13 protein-coding genes are annotated in these 18,485 nt (G+C 69.3%); 7 read left to right on the forward strand and 6 right to left on the reverse strand.

Annotation, left to right across the window (positions count from 1 at the left end; translation table 11 throughout):
* Nucleotides 1-98 precede the first annotated feature (98 nt).
* On the reverse strand, nt 99-2,240 hold the full coding sequence (locus PV410_RS44120; RefSeq protein ID WP_500332322.1) for an N-6 DNA methylase: 2,142 nt from the start codon (nt 2,238-2,240) through the stop codon (nt 99-101).
* Nucleotides 2,241-3,052: 812 nt separating this feature from the next.
* On the opposite strand from PV410_RS44120, the gene PV410_RS44125 reads away from it, so the two are divergent.
* The 7 genes from PV410_RS44125 to PV410_RS44155 all read left to right on the forward strand — a co-directional run bounded on the left by PV410_RS44125 (nt 3,053) and on the right by PV410_RS44155 (nt 10,441).
* Nucleotides 3,053-3,382 carry a hypothetical protein gene (locus tag PV410_RS44125; protein ID WP_500332312.1) on the forward strand — a complete coding sequence of 110 codons (330 nt, stop codon included), beginning with the start codon at nt 3,053-3,055 and terminating at the stop codon, nt 3,380-3,382.
* 90 nt (nt 3,383-3,472) lie between these two features.
* Nucleotides 3,473-4,756 (forward strand): DNA sulfur modification protein DndB, encoded by a 1,284-nt coding sequence (locus PV410_RS44130; RefSeq protein WP_500332313.1) that lies wholly within the window; start codon nt 3,473-3,475, stop codon nt 4,754-4,756.
* Nucleotides 4,757-4,914: 158 nt separating this feature from the next.
* Nucleotides 4,915-5,550 carry a ribonuclease HI gene (locus tag PV410_RS44135; protein ID WP_500332314.1) on the forward strand — a complete coding sequence of 212 codons (636 nt, stop codon included), beginning with the start codon at nt 4,915-4,917 and terminating at the stop codon, nt 5,548-5,550.
* 63 nt (nt 5,551-5,613) lie between these two features.
* Nucleotides 5,614-6,186 (forward strand): hypothetical protein, encoded by a 573-nt coding sequence (locus PV410_RS44140; protein ID WP_500332315.1) that lies wholly within the window; start codon nt 5,614-5,616, stop codon nt 6,184-6,186.
* Between the two features lie 305 nt (nt 6,187-6,491).
* Nucleotides 6,492-6,926, forward strand: a complete 435-nt coding sequence (locus PV410_RS44145; RefSeq protein ID WP_500332316.1) for a hypothetical protein — start codon at nt 6,492-6,494, stop codon at nt 6,924-6,926.
* 1,377 nt (nt 6,927-8,303) lie between these two features.
* Complete coding sequence (locus PV410_RS44150) at nt 8,304-9,614, forward strand: hypothetical protein (protein ID WP_500332323.1); 1,311 nt, start codon at nt 8,304-8,306, stop codon at nt 9,612-9,614.
* Nucleotides 9,615-10,009: 395 nt separating this feature from the next.
* Nucleotides 10,010-10,441: a hypothetical protein gene (locus tag PV410_RS44155; RefSeq protein ID WP_500332317.1), complete on the forward strand. Its 432-nt coding sequence runs from the start codon at nt 10,010-10,012 to the stop codon at nt 10,439-10,441.
* Nucleotides 10,442-11,362: 921 nt separating this feature from the next.
* Here PV410_RS44155 and PV410_RS44160 read toward each other — a convergent pair.
* The 5 genes from PV410_RS44160 to PV410_RS44180 form a co-directional block, all read right to left on the reverse strand.
* A complete protein-coding gene (locus tag PV410_RS44160; RefSeq protein ID WP_500332318.1) occupies nt 11,363-14,131 on the reverse strand; it encodes a tetratricopeptide repeat protein in 2,769 nt (922 codons plus the stop codon).
* Between the two features lie 50 nt (nt 14,132-14,181).
* On the reverse strand, nt 14,182-14,652 hold the full coding sequence (locus PV410_RS44165) for a hypothetical protein (protein WP_500332319.1): 471 nt from the start codon (nt 14,650-14,652) through the stop codon (nt 14,182-14,184).
* 296 nt (nt 14,653-14,948) lie between these two features.
* Nucleotides 14,949-16,409 (reverse strand): UvrD-helicase domain-containing protein, encoded by a 1,461-nt coding sequence (locus PV410_RS44170; protein WP_500332324.1) that lies wholly within the window; start codon nt 16,407-16,409, stop codon nt 14,949-14,951.
* Nucleotides 16,410-16,462: 53 nt separating this feature from the next.
* Complete coding sequence (locus PV410_RS44175; protein WP_500332320.1) at nt 16,463-16,585, reverse strand: hypothetical protein; 123 nt, start codon at nt 16,583-16,585, stop codon at nt 16,463-16,465.
* 478 nt (nt 16,586-17,063) lie between these two features.
* Nucleotides 17,064-17,948 carry a DUF6083 domain-containing protein gene (locus tag PV410_RS44180; RefSeq protein WP_500332321.1) on the reverse strand — a complete coding sequence of 295 codons (885 nt, stop codon included), beginning with the start codon at nt 17,946-17,948 and terminating at the stop codon, nt 17,064-17,066.
* Nucleotides 17,949-18,485: the final 537 nt, after the last annotated feature.

An 18,485-nucleotide genomic window follows, 5' to 3' on the forward strand; every position in this document is an offset into this window, starting at 1 on the left:
GCTACGAACGCCGCGCCGACCTCCACCAGGGCCTCCTGGAACTCGCCTGCAGCATCATCTGCCTCCGACGACTCCGACCTTCATTCTGAAACGATCAGTCAGGCGGAATCAGTTTCCGGCGGGAGCAGTGTGCCGCTGGTGAGCCCGGCGGTCAGCAGGTCGGCGCCGTCCGCAGCCAGGTTTGCGGCTTGCTGTGCGGCTGTGCGCAGTTCGTGCAGGCGCCGGAATGCCTGGCCGTACCGGCGTTGCTCGACCAGTGGCAGTAGTGGAACACGTAGCCGTCCGGGGTCGAGGTGTACGGAGGTGGCTCCGCTGGAGGCGCTACTGACGTTGTCCTCGGCGGCCAGGAAGCCGGCCATGAACCAGGGGTCGAGGCGATTCCGGTCCGGGCGGAAGAGGTGAACGTTGAGGCCAAGCAGGCAGCCTGCGTCCTGCTCGTCGGCGACCCGGGCCCGCGTGCCGTGGGCGCTGACGATGCGCGGCACCAGGATGTCTCCTACCTCAATGAAGGTGGTGTGGGCCAGGCGTTGCTCGTCGTGGCTGCTCGAGACGCGGGCGCCGGACGCGACGTCGCCCGCGGTGAGGATGGGCCGGCCCGCGTACTCCTCCGGCAGATTAGCGTCGTTGACCCCTCGTGCGGCGGGGGCTGCTCGCAGTACCGACAGGGCGGCGCCGCGTGCGAGGTCGGCGACGGTCGCCGTACGCCACCTCCGTGATTCACCCACCGCTGGCGGCCAGGCGGCCAGAGCGGTTGACGCGTCGGCCAATGCCGTGATGCTGCGCCCTAGACGCTCGCTCATCTCGTCGGCCTGCTTTGCAACGTGCTCGGGGTCGGCGGCGGGCGGGGTGACGCGGACGTGGCGGGCGGGGGTGAGGTCGACGAGGTCGTCGAGGAGGTTGATGACAGGCACCGCGCGTGAAGTGCCGGGGTCGTCGGTGAACCCTGAGGGGTCCGATCTGAATGCCTGCCAGGCCCCGAGAGCCCGCTCGGTCAGGACTTCCCAGTCCAGTGCCGTCTGACCGGCCCGTGGCCGGGTCGAGGTGCGATCGGCTGTCGCCTGGTCACCTGAGAGGTCTACGAAAAGCACGGTCTGCCGCTCGTCACCACCGGGTTCAGGGCGTTGGAGGATCCACAGCTGCAGTCCGACGTGGAACGGTGTGGCCGCTCCCGGCGGCAACGCGAGAACGCCGCGTAGTGCGCCGCCGCGCAGTAGTTCAGCGCGTACCCGGCGGCCGGAGGCGCGTGAGGCGGTGGCCGGCGGCAGCAGCATGACCGCCAGGCCGCCCGGTGCCAGGTGGGAGAGGCCGTGCTGGACCCAGGCAAGTTCGGACTCGGCGCGGGGCGGCACGCCGTAGGCCCAGCGCGGGTCATAGGCAAGTTCGTCGTGACCCCAGTCGCGATCCCCGTAGGGGGGGTTGGACAGCACCGCGTCAGCGGTCAGGTCGGGGAAGGCGTCGGCGCGCAGGCTGTCCCCTGCCCGCACGCAGACCTCCGCGTCAGGCGATGCCAGGCGCAGTCGTACGGCGCTGCGCTGGGCCTGCACGGGAAGCGAGTCCTGGGCGAACAGTTCGGCGGCTCCGTGATGTACGGCGGCGGCAAGCAGGCTGCCGCTGCCGGATGCCGGGTCCAGGACCCGGGCCGGGTACGGGTCTGCACCGGGCGCGAGAAGGCGGGCCATGAGGTCGGCCAGCGGCTCGGGGGTTGGGTAGGCGCCGGTGGCTGCGCTGTCCTCCAGTTCACGCTCGGCCAGGACGTCGAGGGCTACCCGGCTGCCGTCGTCGCGTACGCAGTGCAGCAGCGCGCGCAGCAGGGAGGCGTCAGTGGGGGTGTAGGTGACCGATGCGGGGTCGGGCATGGTCTCCGCGAGTGCGGTGACGGCGGCATGGGACCGAGTCGCCAGTTCCGCGTCCGGCAACTCACTCAGCGCGGTCAGTTCAGCCTGGTCGCGTTGGGCCGCGGCGAGCACCATGGGCAGCAGCGGCGTCGCGGCGCTTCCACCGCCGGAGGACAGGCGCAGGGCGGCGCGCAATTCCTCCGCGGGTGAGGCGGCGGTGCCGTGTCCTCGCGCGTGCAGCCATGCCCGGACAGCTTCAAGGTCGTAAAGCGGACTGGCCTCCGTGCCGCCGACTGGCGTCGGGAAATCCGCATGTCGGCGGCGCCAGTTGCTGACCGTGGCACGCGTGACGCCGGCGAGCCGCGAGATCTCAGCTGCGGTCACCTGCGCGGATGAGTTCGGCATCGCGTTCCTGACCTGGGCGGGCGAGTTGACTGCCAAGAGTCTACACCGTCGATCAACCCGATAAATGATTGACAGTGCTTTCACTCGCGTGTTTGAGGCGCTGTCCTCTAGTTCCCGCTCGGCCAGTACGTCGAGCGTGGCTTGGGCGCCCTGCTCGCGTACGCAGTGGATCAGCGCCCGCGCGATGCCTGCGTCGGCTGCCGTGAAGGGGGCGCGGCCTCGGTCTGCGGCAGTGCGTCGGCGAGCTCGGCGACAGCGGCGTTCGCGCGCGGCAAGGTCGGCATCCGGTAGGTCGGCCAGCGAGGTCAGCTCTTGCGGGGAGCGGCGGGAGGTGGCGAGGACCAGGGGGAGCAGCGGTGCGGCTGAGTCAGCGCCCGCGGGGCGCAGTCGCAGCTGGGTGCGGAGCTCCTCGGCGGGGGCTGCGGCGGCGGTTTGGCCGCGGGAGGGTAGCCAGGCGCGCACGGTTTCCAGGTCGTAGAGCGGGCTGGTGTCGGTGCTGCCGGCTGGCGCTGGGGAGTCGTGGCGGCGGCGCCAGTTGCTGACGGTGGCGCGCGTGACTCCCGCGATGCGGGAGATCTCCGCGGCTGTCACCTGGGCTGATGGCTGGGCCATGACGCGTTCCCGCCCCTCACCGGGGACAGCAACCACCTTACACCACCGGCTAATTTCATAAATAGGGTTTGACAGTGCTTTCACTATGATGCTTATCTGTAGACGCTTCCGGCGGCAGGGTCGGCGGAAGCGCCCCTCGAGCCGGCCGCCACGGCCTGCCTCGGGACAACAGACGAAGTCTCACGAGTGGAGAAACCTGTTTGACCGAGACGGGCGAGCCCGAACTGACCGTGTACCGCCGCCATCTGGCGCAGTTGCTGAAGCGCGACGCCGGGGAGAACTTCCGGGCCCTGCTGGTCCAGGCCCGCCACATCACCGGCACGTCCTACGAGACCACCCTCTATGACCACCAGCAGGCATTCCGCCTCCTGTGGCACCACCTGGAGCGCAGCAGCTACCTGCGCCGCGCCCGCCGCGATGCCCACGCCCGCCTCACCTCCGGCCACGTCGCGCCCGACGAACGCGCCGACCTGGAGCTGTTCCTCACCGTCTACAGCCAGGTGCACCCGGCGACCGCTGCCGGCGCCTGACCCACTCGCCCCACCCGGTGGGCGTCACGTGCTGCCCGCCCTCTCGCCCGCTGCCCCCCGAGGGCTACCTGCTCGGAAAGGAAGTCATCCGTGACCATCACTGTCGACTCGTCGCGCCTCTCCCTGGTGCGTGAGGAGTCCACTTACCTGGCGATCTGCACCAGCCAGGGCGGCCGGACCGTCTACACGACGCGCATCCCGCTCTCCGACCTCTCGGTCATCCTCACCATCCCGGACCCGGCCAAGCCGGACCCGGACAACCGAAAGGTGGACATCACCCACGCCAAGGGCTTCGGCCAGTACCTCGCCGACAACCCCGGCTGGGTGGCTCCCGCCCTCCTCATCCGCGACACCGGTGGCTGCCGCTTCGAGCCGATCAGCGAAGACGGCTCGGTCGGCTACCTGACCGTCCCGTGGTCCATCGGCGGCATCGGACGCCTGATCACGATCGACGGCCAGCACCGCATCCTCGGCGTCCACCTGGAGAAGAAGCGCATCACGGACGAGGTCTCCCGCATCGACCGGGAGATCCACCGCGCCAACGAGGCCAAGAAGGCGAAGCTGGAGCAGGACCGCGAGGCTCTGATCGGCCGAATGCAGCGACTCAAGGACGAGTTCGTCGGCATCGACATCTACGTGGAGCCCGACGGCGTCAAGGGCCAGCAGATGTTCGTCGACGTCGCGGACAACGCCAAGGGCATCTCCGGTGCCGTCCGGGCCCGCTTCGACACCTCGCGCATCGCCAACCGCACGCTCAGCGACATCGTCACCCACCCCCTCTTCCTGGGCAAGATCGACATCGAGCGGGACCGGATGACCCTGACCAACCGCAACCTGATGGGCGCCAAGCACGTCGCCGACATCACGCGGGCCGTCATCGCCGGTCCCGGTGGCCGCGTCAGCAAGAAGGTCGAGTCGCTGACCGACAACGAGGTCATCGAGAGCGTCCGCGGCTTCCTGGACGTCATCTCCATCGCTTTCACCGCGCTCGCGGAGATCACCGAGGAAGACGTGGACAACTACGACCCCTCGCTCTCCGAGAAGAAGAAGAACGAGCCGCCGGCGCCCCCCACCAAGGCCATGAAGCTGCGCGAGTCCTCGCTCCTGGGCTCGGTGGGCATGCTCCGCGTCCTGGGCGGCGTCTACCGCAACCTGCGCGAGTCCGGAGCCGAAGACGGTGACATCCAGGAGTTCTTCAAGCGGCTCGACCGGCACATGACTGCCCCGGTCACCGAGGACAGCATCTGGCGTACCACGGACACGAACGAGGACTTCGAGCCGAACGCCTCCGCCCCGATCATGCGTCAGCAAAACGTCGTGCACCTGACCAAGGTGATCACGGACTGGTACAGGAAGGCGCCCGCTGCCATCTGACCCACCAGCAACAGGGCAGCCCGACCACATCTGCCGGGCTCCACAAGTCATTGCAAACACGGTGACGGCGCCTGACCCACACGACCACGCTCGGCGGGCGTCACGCGCGCCCGCCCTCTCTCCCGCTGCACCGTTGCGAAGACAAGGAGGCAACTGTCATGGGTCGTCGTTCTCCCCTCGCCCACGCACCCCACCCCACCACGTCCACTCGCCGCCAGGTGTGCGTGAACGACAAGGTCAAAGCCGTCGCCGGGCCGATCGTGCTGGCCACAGACGCCTCGGTCGGCCCGGACCGAGTGGCCTCCGGCTACCTCGCCACCACCGGCCACACCGGTCTGCGCGCCCACCTCTACCCGAAGTACCTCGTGCGCCCCCACTCCCGCGTGGTCGTCACCGAACTGCGCGCCGTGTACTGGGGACTCAAGGCGGTCCTCCACACGCACCCCGGCCGGCCCATTGAGGTCCGCGTAGACAACCTGCAGGCGCTGCGGCATCTGCACGGCTGGCAGCAGGGCGGGACGGACATGCCCGAGGGCTACGACACCCACCTGCGCTCCCAGGGCCGCAAGCCCAGCCTGCTCAAGCTGCAGCTGCTCACCGAGTACACCCCTCACTTGACGTTCGTCCACGAGAAGGCCCACGTCGGCCACCCCCTCAACGAGGCCGCCGACTCCCTGGCCAAGCTCGGCCTGCGCTGCGTGCGCGGGGCCGTCCCGCCCACCGAGCTCCCGCGCTTGGTCCCGATGTGGGCCACCGGAGCCCTCACCGACTACCGGCGCTCCCAGGCCGCCTGAGCACATTCCAGCCTCACAAGTCACACGCACCCGCAAGGTGCATCTACATCCCCTGGAGGGACCATGAACCAGCAGCAGTACCCGCAGCAGCCCCAGCCCGGTTGGGGCGGCCCGCAGCAGCAGGGCTACGGCACTGCGCCGTTCCAGCCGCAGCCGCCGAAGAAGTCGAAGGCGGGGAAGATCGTCGGCTTCGGCTGCCTCGGCGTCGTCGCCCTCTTTGTTTTGATCGGCATCGCCGCTGCGTTCGGCGGCGGAAACGGTGACTCCACCGACACCGGCGCCAAGGACAAGGCCGTCACCGTCAGCCGCACGCCGAAGTCCGACAAGGCCGAGGCGCCGCCCGCGCAGAAGACGAAGACGCAGGCCGAGCAGTTCAAGGCCTGCGTCGCCAAGTCCGGTACGGCCACGGAGAAGAAGGCCGTCCAGCACGTGACGAAGGTGACCGGCGCAGACAAGCGGAACGACATCCTCGACTCGGCCGAGGTCTACACCGACTTCACCGGCGGGCTGATGAGCGACAACCAGGGTGACGCGAAGCTCATCGCCTCTGCGTTCACGTCCTGCTACGAGTCCGAGAACGGGATCGTGACCGTCTACGGCCAGGACGGCGACCTCATCGCCAACGCCAACTACTGATCTCTTCGACCAAGGCCCGGCCGATCCGATCCGTGACGGTGGGCCTTGGTTGGTTCAACCGTGCAGCCCCAAGATCCGGCACCGTCTGCAATCCGAATCTGCCCGTTCAGGGAGGTGCTGATGACGGTCGGCAGCTCCTTCTTCAGCGGCAAGGGGACCGACCTAAGGCCGGCTGACTGACTGCCCGAAGCAGGTCAGTACGCCTTCGAGTGCGGCCGCGAGGCGATGCTCCGCCGCCTCCGCGCCGCCCCGGTCACGACCTGCGGCGTGGTTTTCACCCTCCGATTCCTGACCGAAGGACAACCGTGAACCGAGCCAAGATCATTGCTATTGCCGCCTGCGGGTTGACCGCCCTGTCCGTGACCGTGGCCACGGTGGACCACGTCAGAACCCACTCTGCGCTCGCCACCGCCCGCCGCCAGGCGGCTGCTGCCGACCACCGTGCCCATCAGGCCGAGTCTCGCCCGCCCAAGGTCGTCACCCATACGCTCACCAAGACTGTGGACAAGCCCGTGTTCGGCCGTTCAACGCTGCTCGGCGCCTACGCGTCCGGCGTCATATCGGGGGGCGTGTACGCCGACGACGGCAACATGACCTTCACCGCGAACGACAGCACCTGCTCGCAGCAGTACGCACAGATCTCGCAGATGCCCCACGGCGGCACCATCCACCGCGACGCCTTCATGAAGGCCTGCCTGACCAATGTCAACGACACCGCCAAGACCGACCCCGCGCCCTGATCGGCCGCGCTTGCCGCCGATCCGCTAGGCAACGGACGAGGCACGCTGTGCGCGGCCCCTATCGACGAGGCGGCTGGCTCCCTCGTCAGGGGAAGCGTGCCTTGCTCGGGCGGCGCCAGAGAGTTCAGCCCCAACGGACCGGCAGGTCGCCCGTTGATCTGCTCCGTCGTGCCTTGCGGGGGCGGTGGTCACTGCAACGAAACGCACCCACCCCGTCATCGCCTCTGAAAGGCCCTGACGCGGCGGTGGGCCCAATGGCGATCAACTGTTTTCGCAAGGCACTCAGCGCAATCAAGGGGGTCCCTGTGGGCGGCGGAAGGCCCATTCGCACATGTTTGAAGTGCCGCAGCATCATCGAGGTCGACCAGGACGGCCGTGTGGTCGCCCATGACAGGCTGCTCAGTCGCCTCCCCTGCCATGCCTCCGGTCAGCTCGCCGCACTCGTATCGGTCGAGTGGGGGCCCGGTCCTCAACGGAGCCAGCAGATCGCGGGCAAAAGACGCAGGCGTGATCGGCCGAAGCAGCCCGTTTACCTCAAGCCCCCTGAGTGGATCCCGGATTATCGCGGTGAGCATCTGCCGACAATCGGCTTGCCCGCCAATGGGTGGTTCGGTGTCTGGTTCCCAGCTCACACGATGTGGGAGCACGAGCGGAAACTCAGGGACTGGGTCGGCAGCGATCGATCGTTCCGGTGGAACGGCCACGAGGGGTGTTGGACGGTTGCCGGCGCTCACTTCCCCCGCATAAGCCGGGAGCTGATCCGCAGGTACCCGAGCGTCCTCATCGGCCGTGAGTACAACCCGCGTGAAAGGTGCAACTCGTCCTGCCAGAACGCCCGGGGCTTTCTGTGCACCTGCTCCTGCCGTGCCAAGTACCACGGTGGTGGGAAATGGCGAAGTGGGTGGAGGACCCTGGGCGAGTTCAGCGGTCAACGCGCGGGGAAGCCCTGGCACTGGATGGCCGTTGCCGTTGCTAGCTGATCGCCCTGCAAGGTGCGCCGCAGGGTGCTCGGCGTCAGGCTGCGGGAAGACCAGCACGTTCGCGCACGCAAGCTGTGCCAGGACCGTGCCGCGATCCCGTCGGCCTGGCCCGTGCCCCGTGGGAGCGCCGCGGTCAGGGCGGCTGTGAGCCCACTTGGGTCCGCGATCTTCCGCATCAGTACGACCCTCGCGTGCCCGACGAGGTTCTCCTCGTCGGGCCGCACCACGGGCTGCCGGTCCCACCCGCCACCCCGCACCTTCAGGGTCTCCGGTGCATCCTTGCGTTGCTGGGCCGTCAGTTCACTGGCAGACGGTGCCCGTAGTTGAATACACAAGGTTCATGCTGTTCTTGTCGAACGTCAGCCTCAGGCTGTCGCTGGAAAACGAGGGGGAGACGATGACTGACGACCGCGAGGCGATCGTTCCGGTGTGGACGCTGGCGACCGGAGACGTCCGGGTGCCCGCATTGGCCGGAGACGGGCCGATGACGGCTGAGCGCCTGACCGAACTGCGCGGTGTGCTGGCCGCTCTGGCCGACGAGCCGATCGCCACACTCGAGGTGCGTCCGCTGTCCGCCACTCTCGATCGCGGCCGAGGGATCCCGCTCGATGCCGCGAGTCCCCTGGCGCAGCACCTGTCGCAGCTCATCACGCAATCAGCGAAGAGTTCCTCTGTGGCGGCCAAGGCGACCGCCGCCGGTGAAAACCTGTATCGCATGGTGGTTCCGGCGAAGACTGCCGCCCTGCTCGGGAAGGGCATCGTCCGCCCGATGGCGGCGAAGGGTGTGGCCAATGGCATCCGCGGTGCATTCGTGAACTCGAAGGGCACGATCGTCGACGGGGCGGTGTTCGTGCCCGTCGGTAAAGCGGCAGCGGCGGGCGCAGCCGGTGGAGCTGGTGCGACAGCCGGCGTAGCGGTGGCCGGCAGCGCGGCGCTGACCGTGGCCGCGCCGCTCGTGCTCATGGCCGTGGCGGTGGGGGTGAGCGCGCATGCCGACCACCAGCGCCAGCAGGCCATCGCACGCATCACGGAACTGCTTGAGCAGCTGCATGACCAGAAGCTCGATGACGAGCGCAGCGAACTCGACGGCTGCCGCGATGCCATCGACAAGGCCACCGCCATTCTGCTCGACCAGGGCAAGCTCGGTGTCTCGCTGGGACTGGACTCGGCAGTGCATGCCATCGGCAAGGCGCTGGCCGCCGCTGACCGGCGCCTCACCAAGTGGCAGAGCACACTTGACGAGCTGCCCGACGGCAAGGCCGTCGAAATCGACACGCTGACCAAGTTGTTCCCCGGCGTCGACGACGACGGCGGCACGTTCCGCACCCACCTGGAACTCGCCGACTTGGCCATCGCGCTGAAGCGTCGGGTCATCGTTCTGCAGGCTGTTGATCATGCCCAGAGCGACCCCGGCAACCTGTTCGCGAACTTCGCCCGCGCACTCAAGGCCGACCAGCAGCGCCTCGACGAACTGGAGTCGAGCATCGCCGGTGTCCTGGAACGCCTGTCGGCACTGGAGTTGACGCGCTCGAACAGTTTCCGGCCCGTCCTCACGACCGGTGAAGTCGATCGCCTGATGCGCACGGCAAGCCGGATTCGCAAGCTGGGCGACGGCGTCATGGGCAACAGCCGCGCGACAGACGTGGCGATCGAGATCGCCCGCAACCAGGACGGCTCGGTGGTCGTGTTCCCCGCGCAGGCCGCGTAGACGTAGGCGCGCTCGCCTCGCCCCTGGTCCGACCGCAGCCGGACCAGGGGCGAGACTTGCCGGCGTCCTCTGCCTTTCCGCGGGCGGCACGTACGGTGCCGCCGCCCGCGACGTGAGGGCATTGGGCGGCGCCCTGATCGGTTCGGGCAGGTTATGAGGTCGGTTCCGACATGAGGCTCACGCTGGCTAGGCTGCCGACGTCCGGCACAGCGTCCTCATCGAAATAGGGAACCAGGCGGCCGGTCTCCGACGCCGAACTCGCCCGGCTGGCGCGGGTAATGCATCCGAGCGCCTACGCGGCAGGATGATGCGCGTTAGTGTCCGCACCCTCCTATAAGTTGCTCGCCTGCCGATACCCGACGCGAAAAGACGTAAAGAGACGAGAGGGTACCTCCTTGCCTGACCACGAGAGCACCGGCGCCACGCCAGGTCCGAAGGCCCACGAACTGGCCCGGCTTTACCTCGACACACTCGAAGGCCTCATGGACCCCAAGGAGTACACAGACCTGCGCGTCCTTACTTTCACCCTGCTCGAGGCAATGACCGAGCCCATCAGCCCGGACGATCCCCCCTCCAAGCGCCACCTGGACATCGACCTGACCCCGGCCGTCCACGATGAGTGGCTGACCATCATGGGCATCCTCGGCAGCGGCCGCATGGACCAGCAGATCGTCGAGGTCGGCGACGGCTCACGCACCGTCGTGGACAGCGAGACCGCCGCCGACCCCGAAGCACTGCGCACCTTCTGCGCCCAGGTACGAGAGCGGAACCGGCTACGCCAAGAGGAACGGGACGCCCTCAATGGCATAGAGGCCGCCTCCACCTGACATGCACCGATCCACGGCACGCTCGCCGGCACGGTCACCGAGGAGCGGATACCGGCCCCGGAAGTAATCGACGGCGTCGAACCCGCCGACCGGGAGCACACCACTGCCCTATCACATCGCGCGCAGCCGACGCAGTGGCCGCTCTACCTGCCCACGGCAGGCGGACATCGCCTCCCCGCCCCCCCATGCGCATGGCCACCAAGCTCCACTTGGCGGTCGAATAGGCCCAGCCGGCCGCTGCTGATCACGGCCGGGCAACGCGAAGCCTCCCTGGGGCCTCTATGCTCAGGTGCCACGTTGGTGATGGCGGACGTACGTCATACCGGACGGCAGTGCGTTGCTGCCGACGAGGCGGGCGAGGTCGTAGTCGTGCCGGAAGGCAGCGACTGCTTCCGAGGATGCCTCCCCGTCGATTTTCCTCAGGTGTCCGCGGACGCCGTGCTTGCAGAGCAGGTGCTCCGGGAGTTCTCCACCATTTGGTTCGTCGGGGTGAGGCCGGGGCGCCAACGGGGTCCAGCACAGCAGGTCCACCTTCGGTTCCCCGGCGCGCGCTGGATGTCTGAGGTAGCCGATGCGGTTCCGGCTGCCTCTAACAGCGCCTAATCGCGGTCACCCTGCACCGTTCAGGGACCGCGCGCCGACACGGTCCGCGGCCCCTGGGCGTTCACAAAGCGCATGGGTGCCCCGCCCGCCACAAGGAGTCCTCAACCCGCCAGGACGGTCACGCCCAGCTCCGCGATGGCCACACGAACCACGAACGGTCTGATCACAGACATGCGAGCCCTCGGCGAACACGCTGCCGCCGAACTCAAACAGCGCTGGCGCCCTGCAGCACGTCACTGTCCCGAGCTGAATCGACGACAGCGCCCGCGCCGCCCTCGTCCTCAACAGAACCTAGAAATGATCACTGCTGAGAAAACATCACTGGCTAGACAGCTCCGCTAGGTGCGCGCGAGCGGCCAGGATGTGGGGATGGCCAGGTCGCAGGACCCGTTGCTGGTCTGCGAGCAGTTGCCGGAAGTCGGCGATCGCTCCGGTGACGTCACCGGATTTTGCCCGCTGCTCGGCGAGGTCCTGGCGGGTTTCCAGGGTGTCGGGGTGGTTTGGGCCGAGGATGCGAAGCTGGTGATCCAGTAGCTCACGGAATGCCGCCGTGGCGCCTGTGGTGTCTCCTGCCTGGGCCTGCCAGTAGGCGAGGTTATGCCGGACGGCCAGGGTGCTGGGGTGGTCCGGGCCGAGTATGGGTACCTGGTCGTCGAGGAGTTGCCGCAGCCCAGCCACGGCTGCGGGCGCGTCTCCCGCTCTCCCCCGCCAGTAGGCGAGATTGTGTCGGGTGGCCAGGGTGTCCGGGTGCGCGGGCCCGAGGATGTGCAGCCGGTCGACGGCGAGCGCTTCCAGTACTTCCAGGGCCGCAGTTGCGCCGTGCGCCTCCCCCTGCCAGCCCGCCAGGTCGTGTCGGGTGCTCAAGGTATGGGGGTGTTCGGCGCCGAGGATCCGCGTCTGATCGGCGAGAAGCTCTTGGAAGTCCGCCGCAGCCGCGGCCGCGTCACCGGCGAGCCCCCGCCATTCCGCCAGGTTGTGGCGGTTGGTCAGCGTGTGGGGGTGGTCGGGGCCGAGTACGCGCAGCCGGTCGCCCAGCAGTTCGGCGTAGGCGGCCACGGCACCAACCGGGTCGCCGGCCCGCCCGCGCCAGTCCGCGAGGTCGTCCCGGGCGTGCATGGCATCGGGGTGATGCGGTCCGAGCACGCGAGAATAGTCCGCGGCAACCAGTTCGAGGGCGGCAGCGGCCTCGGCGGCGGCGCCGGCCCGCCCGCGCCAATACGCGAGGTTGCGGCGGGTGTCCAAGGTGTCGAAGTGGTCTGGGCCGAGCACTCGCAGCGAGTCAGTGAGCAGCTCGGCATAGGCTTCGGCCGCACCGGCCGGGTCACCGGCCTTCCCCTGCCAGTCGGCGAGGTTGTGCCGTGCGCTCAAGGTGCTGGTGTGGCCCGGGCCGAGCACCCTGACCATGTCGGCGATCACTGCGTGCGTGTCGGCCGCCGCGCCGGCGGGATCTCCGCCATGTCCCCGCCAGAACGCGAGGCTAGCGCGGGTGCCCAAGGTGTCGGGATGGTCGGGGCCGAGCACGCGTAGCCGGTCGGCAAGCAGCTCGCGCTGGCTGTCGGCGGCGCCGGCGAAATCCCCGGACTCCCCCCGCGATCTTCCGAGCGCGTACCGGGCCCGGAGCGTGCTGGGATGGTCCGGGCCGAGTATTCGTGCGGCCTGGTCGACCGCGTGCCGGAAATAGGCGACGGCGTCTGCGGCCAGGCCAGCCTCGCTGAGGCTGTCCCCGGCGCGGAAGATGATCTCGTGTACCGCGGGCTGCCACAGCTCGTCTGAGGTGCGGCGGGCCAGCGTGGCCGCGCTGGAGCGCAGTGCCTGGGCCAGGCCGATGTCGCGTTCGATCTCGGGCCAGGCGGCCAATAGAGCGTCGCCGGCGGCACGTGCCAGCGGGCCGCGGCGGGCTTTGGACAGGCTTTCGCGGGCGGCGCGCTGGATGAGGCTGTGCACGCGCACCGCCCGGTGCGCAGCGACGGGGTCGAGTTCGGCCAGGCTGAGCCGGCTCAGGCAGCGCAGCGCGTCGGCTGCGTCCCCCGCATCAACCTGCCGCCCCGTTGCGGGGATTGTGCCGCCAATGCCGCTGGTGACCCCGCTGGCGGTGCGGTACCGGGTCAGGTAGGCGCAAGTGGGCGGGCTGGTGAGTACCGTCTGGGGGATTCCGTTGGGGTCCAGCATGCTGGCCAGCTCAAGCATCGGGCGTGCCAGCCCGGCCGGGCGCAGCCGGTCGGCCTGCTCGGTGGACAGCGACCAGGTGGCGGCCAGCACGGTGCGGTGGTCGTCGGGCAGGCCGCTTTCATCCGGGGCCAGGTCGGGCAGGGTCCGGCGGCGATCGGCCAGTCGGTCCCGGTAGGTCGCGCAGTCCAGGTCCCGGTCGGTCAGGTAGGCCGCGGCCTGGGCCAGGGCCAGTGGCAGGAACCCCAGGTCCGCGGCCAGGTTCGCGATCTGGCCAGGATGGTCTGTCCGCTGATGGGCGGCGAGCTTGGCGGTCAGGTAGGCGCCGGCCTCACCAGGGGTGAACAGGCCGACGTGGATCAGTCGCCGACCCTCTCCTGTCAGCGCCGCATCGCGGCGTCGGGTGGTGACCAGCACCCGGCCGTGGCCGCGACTGCCGACCGGTGGCCACAACCCACGCAGGTCGGCGGGGTCGGCCACATCGTCCAAGACGACCAGCCACCGCCGGTCGGTGGTCTCCAGCCACGTGATGAACCGTCCCGCAGCCTGTTGCGGGTCGCCCGGATCAGCTCCCGCCACCTCGGCGCCGGCCTGAGCATACGCCGCCACCACGGCGTCGCGGCTGCCAGCGGTGACCCACGCCAGCAGATCGACCGTGCCCGCCTGCCACGCAGCACGCGCATGCGCGGCGGCCAACTGTGTCTTGCCCACCCCGCCAGTCCCGGCCAGCACGAGGCACAGCGGCGTCGTCATGTCGTCTGCCACCGCATCATCCAGCACATCAGCGACACCACGGTGCTGGAATGATTCGGCCTGGCCGGGCACTGCGCCGACCCGCCACGGCCACGATACCGACGCCCGTCCACCGACGATCACCGATGCAGCGTGACCGACAGCCACGCCGCCGTACTGGGCCAGCACCGAGGCGCCCGTGGCAACGTCCGGGCTGCCAGCAGAGGCCCCGGGCGCGGTCAGGCCTGGACCGCGCCCGGCCCGGGAGGGCCCGGCGGCGCCACGTTCCCGTGGATCACCCCCGCTGCGACCGCGCCATCAGATGCTGAGATCTTCACATCCCGCCCCGCTGCGACGGCGTGATCCCCTGCGGACACCGCCCCGGTCGGCAACGCCGCCCGGATCTCCTCGACCAGGGCCCGCAGGTCAGCCTCCACGCCCGGGTCTTCTTCCAGCAGGTCCGCCAGCCGCCCGGCCCATCGCTCCGCCTGGAAGGCACGGGTCTGCTCCAGATCCGCGTCCTGCGCTCTTGTCAGCTGCCGGCGTGTCTCCTCCAGCCGACGCTCCGTCAACTGTTCCTGCCTCGGGTCGCCACGGCCCAGCAGCCGGGCGACGTTGCGCCTGGCCGCCTCCCACGCGTCGGTGGTGGCAGCAGCCACCACCGTGCTGCCGGCCAGCGACGCCAGCGCCATCAGGGCTTCCGCCAGCATCTGCCGCCCCCCTCCTCCCTGCCGCCTGTCACCCAACAGTCGCACGACATACCGTCACCACGCCATGAGCTGATCGCCGGGTACGGCAAAGCCGAGCAGTTCCCGGCACCGCACCGGGCTGGCCCTGCATATCTGTCGCGCAGACAGGTTGGCCCACTCCCCTTGCCGTACCTCCGCATGGGTCGCTTCCGACAGACCGTGCGCTGCCGTGACGGCGGGGATCACAGGCGCGACTACTGCTCCACGCCCCGGGCCGTAACCATCCTTCCTCAACAAATGCCCTTGCGGCCTGCCGGTTAGGGGTTTCCGTCAGGGTGGTCGTTGATCCAGGTCAAGCCACCACGGTCGAGGCGTCGGCGGGCGCGGGTGACGGCGACGTAGGCGAGGCGGGCGTCGGCTTCGTCGATCGGCCCGGGCAGGGGGTTGCCGTGCTCGTCGGTCTCGTCGCTGTCTTTGGGCGGGTGGAAGTCGTCGGCGATCTCTACCTGGGGCCATTCGCGGCCTTTGGCTTTGTGCGCGGTGGACACCGTCACTTGCGCGTCCTGCTCGCAGACCAGGCGGTTGACCGCGGTCACGATGGCGTCGGTGCCGTGGTGGTCGACGAGGTCGACCAGGGGCTGCAGGTCACTGCCCGCGGGATCGTGTTCGGCGTAGTCCTGCAGCTGGCCCCAGGAGGTGAACAGCACCAGCTCGGGGTGGGAGGTGCTGCGTCCGTCTTTCAGGTCGCGTGACGCCAGCGCCAGCGCCCGCAGGGCCGCTCCTCCCCCGGCCAGCGCGACCCTGCGGCCGAGGGCAAGGAAGCGCAGGACTTGGGCCATGGCGCCGATGTTGCTGCGGCACAGCACCGCGTCCGGCTGGGTCACCTTTCCGACCTCGGTGGGGATCGCCTGGCTGCCTTCCAGGCGGATCGGGGCGTCGGCGATCGCCAGCCACCGGTTGGCCTCCAACGCCAGCAGGGGCCCGAACCGGAAGGACCGGGTCAGCGACAGGGCGGTGCCGTCGAAGCCGGTCATGACGTCCTTGGCACCGCGCCAGCCGTAGATGGCCTGCGCAGAGTCCCCGACCATGACCAGCTGGGCGTGCCCGCGCTGGTTGAGCAGGACCTGTTCCAGGACGGGGTTGGTGTCCTGGGCCTCGTCCAGGAGCACGAAGTCGGTGCGCAGTTTCGGGTCGGACAGGGCCCAGATTTTGAGGTAGTGGTCGTGTTCGAAGCGGACGGCGCCGGTGTCGGGGTGTTGCAGGTCGGCCCAGGCGGCGCGGGCGTAGGGCAGGATGCGGCGGGCGAGTTCGGCGTGCAGGTCCTCGGTGTCCAGGCCGCGTAGCGGGGGCACGTGGTGGCGGTCGATGACGGGGTCGGCGGAGTGGCAGAAGCGGGTCACGGTGCGCTGGGCCGTGGAGGTCAGCGTGGCCGGATACACGGTTCGGTCGCCGATGCGCATGGGCTTGGTGATGCCAAGCGCGTCGGCGGTGTGGCGGCCGGGAAGGCGGGGTCCGTTCAGGCGGGCTTGGTAGCGGTGGCCGATGGCGGCGTAGGCCAGGGAGTGGGCGGTCTTGCACAGCACCGTGCCGGGGAAGCGGCCGGCGGCGTCCTGGGCCATGGCCCGGTTGAACGCGACATACAGGCCGCGGCGGGAGGTGCCGACGGCGAGCTGGGTGAGGGTCGTTGTCTTTCCGGTGCCGGCTCCGGCCTGGATCACCAGGTGATCCCCGGTGGCGAAAGCATCGGCGGCCAGGACTTGTTCGTCGGTGGGCTGCAGCATCGTTGAGCATCGTCGATCTGTGAGAGCGCGGTTGGGGCGCGCAGGGGTGGTCAGGTGGTGTCGTCGTCAATGAGGAAGCCGCGCATCGGCACCGGCGGCAAACCCTCGGGATGAGCAGTCGTATGGCGGCGCAGCGCGGCCAGGTCCCGGACGATCGCCGCGTAGTGCACCACCACGGGCTCCGCCGGGGCCGCGGCACGGGAAAGATCGGTGACCAGGACCTTGGCCTGCTCGAGGAAGGCGGCCGTCCTCGTTCGCTGCCGCCGGGCGAGTTCGGCCGTGACGGCCGCCGCAGTGCAGGGCTCCTTGTGATGGTGGATGGCGGCCGCAGAAAGGAAGACCTCCCGGCAAGACGGGCTGCTGAAGTACGCCGGTGCAGGACCGCCACCAGGTACGGGACCAGCTGCGGGTGGCGGAGCAACGCGGCCAGGACCACGCGCTCGGCATGCTCATCGGCCAGGGCAGGCCCGGGCGGGGGCTGGTCAGGGTCGGGAGTACCGATCAAGGTCTTGGACACCAGGGGCCTCCGAAACGGCCAGGACAGGGGCAGCGAATCCGCAGCGAGAGCTGGGCGAGGGGCGTGGTCGTCGTGGCCGCCGGGCGTGCGCTGACGGGGCAGCCGAGCGGAACGGTCACTCGAGGGCAGCGGGTTCACCCCGAACCACGGCCCGGGGCGGGCCCCCGCAGCGATGGGTCGGGAAGCCGGTCGCGGATGTACAGGCGGTGGCGGACCGGGTCAAAGGGCTCCCAGGCAACCAGAGCGCTGTCCGCAGCACCGCGGACAGCGACGTGAGCGGTACAGCGCTGGGCGCGCCAGCGCAGCTGTTCGGCGTACGGCAAGCCCGTGAGGTCGTACAGGGCCATCACCTCCGGATCGGCCGGCAGGTGCCCGTCGCCGGGGCGAAGAAGCGGATCGACAAGCTCCAGCCGCCACGTACCAGGCACGGCCTCGGGGTCCAGGACCGGCAGGGAGCAACGACGCCTGGCGCGGGTCCGGGCTACACACTGGACGTCCTCGACAGGACCAGGGGCGAGATAGCGCGCGCCGATGATGCGCACGACCGGCCGGACAGGCAGATCCGGCGCGGCCTGGGCCGGCTGCTCGGGCCGAGGCGTGAAGAGGCCGGCATCTTGCAGGCGGCGGGAGTTCAGCGCGAGGGCTCGGCACATCTCCTCCAGAAGCGGGCTGCGGTTGCCCGCCGGACCGGCCGGACACAGCGCGTGGTGCCGGATGCGGCACCACGCGCTCCCGTCATGGGAGGCATGAGCGACACCGGAAGAGACATGCCAGCGCTCCACCGGCGGCACCGACCCGGCGGGCAGCTCTACCGGATGCAGCGGAACAGCAGTACTGCCCGGGCGCTGGTACCACTCAATAGGGTTCCCGCAGAAATCACACCGGCCGCCCTGCGCAGTACACAGCAGCCGGCTCGGACTGTCGTCGGCGATGCGCAGGGCCCGGCGCGGCCGGTAATTCTTGCGGCTGCCGTCCCAGGCGAAACCATCGTCAGCGAAGGAGTTGTTCGTAGAGCGCATGACGGCAGACACGCCACAACATGGACGACCAAGCCGAGGAAGTCACCCTCCCGACCCCTTCAAGTCGAACAAGAGTTCGCTGAATAGCTCATGCATTCCATCGGGCCCCTCGAAACGGTCGATGCACACAAGGGTGCCGTGCACCCCGCCCCCTTCGACCGCAAGACGCGACTGACCGCCCGTCCAGCCGGCGCACTCAACACCCGTCGCTCATGCGGTCGTCTGCGACAGGGTCCGCCGAAACGCCGCATCGCCCTATGCCTGCTCCAGGACGATCTCCGCCGCACGGGGCTCATCGCCGAACCTGACGCCCTGGAGGCATCGATTGAGGCGGCACTTGCCAACAGAACGACCGTAACCAGCGCCGCAACGGCGCGTCCGCCAGGACGAGCGTGCGGAGAAGGCGGCCGTACCTGCAACTCACCTGGCCCGCAGGAGGCTTACTGATCGTTTCAGAATGAAGGTCGGAGTCGTCGGAGGCAGATGATGCTGCAGGCGAGTTCCAGGAGGCCCTGGTGGAGGTCGGCGCGGCGTTCG

Source organism: Streptomyces sp. PA03-5A (assembly GCF_033792725.1).
Classification (GTDB): Bacteria; Actinomycetota; Actinomycetes; order Streptomycetales; family Streptomycetaceae; genus Actinacidiphila.

Bases quoted from the DNA above. Each gene is read 5' to 3' on its own strand.
- PV410_RS44120 (WP_500332322.1), bottom strand. From the start codon at position 2,240: ATGCCGAACTCATCCGCGCAGGTGACCGCAGCTGAGATCTCGCGGCTC.
- PV410_RS44165 (WP_500332319.1), bottom strand. From the start codon at position 14,652: ATGCTGGCGGAAGCCCTGATGGCGCTGGCGTCGCTGGCCGGCAGCACG.
- PV410_RS44150 (WP_500332323.1), top strand. From the start codon at position 8,304: ATGACTGACGACCGCGAGGCGATCGTTCCGGTGTGGACGCTGGCGACC.
- PV410_RS44180 (WP_500332321.1), bottom strand. From the start codon at position 17,948: ATGCGCTCTACGAACAACTCCTTCGCTGACGATGGTTTCGCCTGGGAC.
- PV410_RS44140 (WP_500332315.1), top strand. From the start codon at position 5,614: ATGAACCAGCAGCAGTACCCGCAGCAGCCCCAGCCCGGTTGGGGCGGC.
- PV410_RS44135 (WP_500332314.1), top strand. From the start codon at position 4,915: ATGGGTCGTCGTTCTCCCCTCGCCCACGCACCCCACCCCACCACGTCC.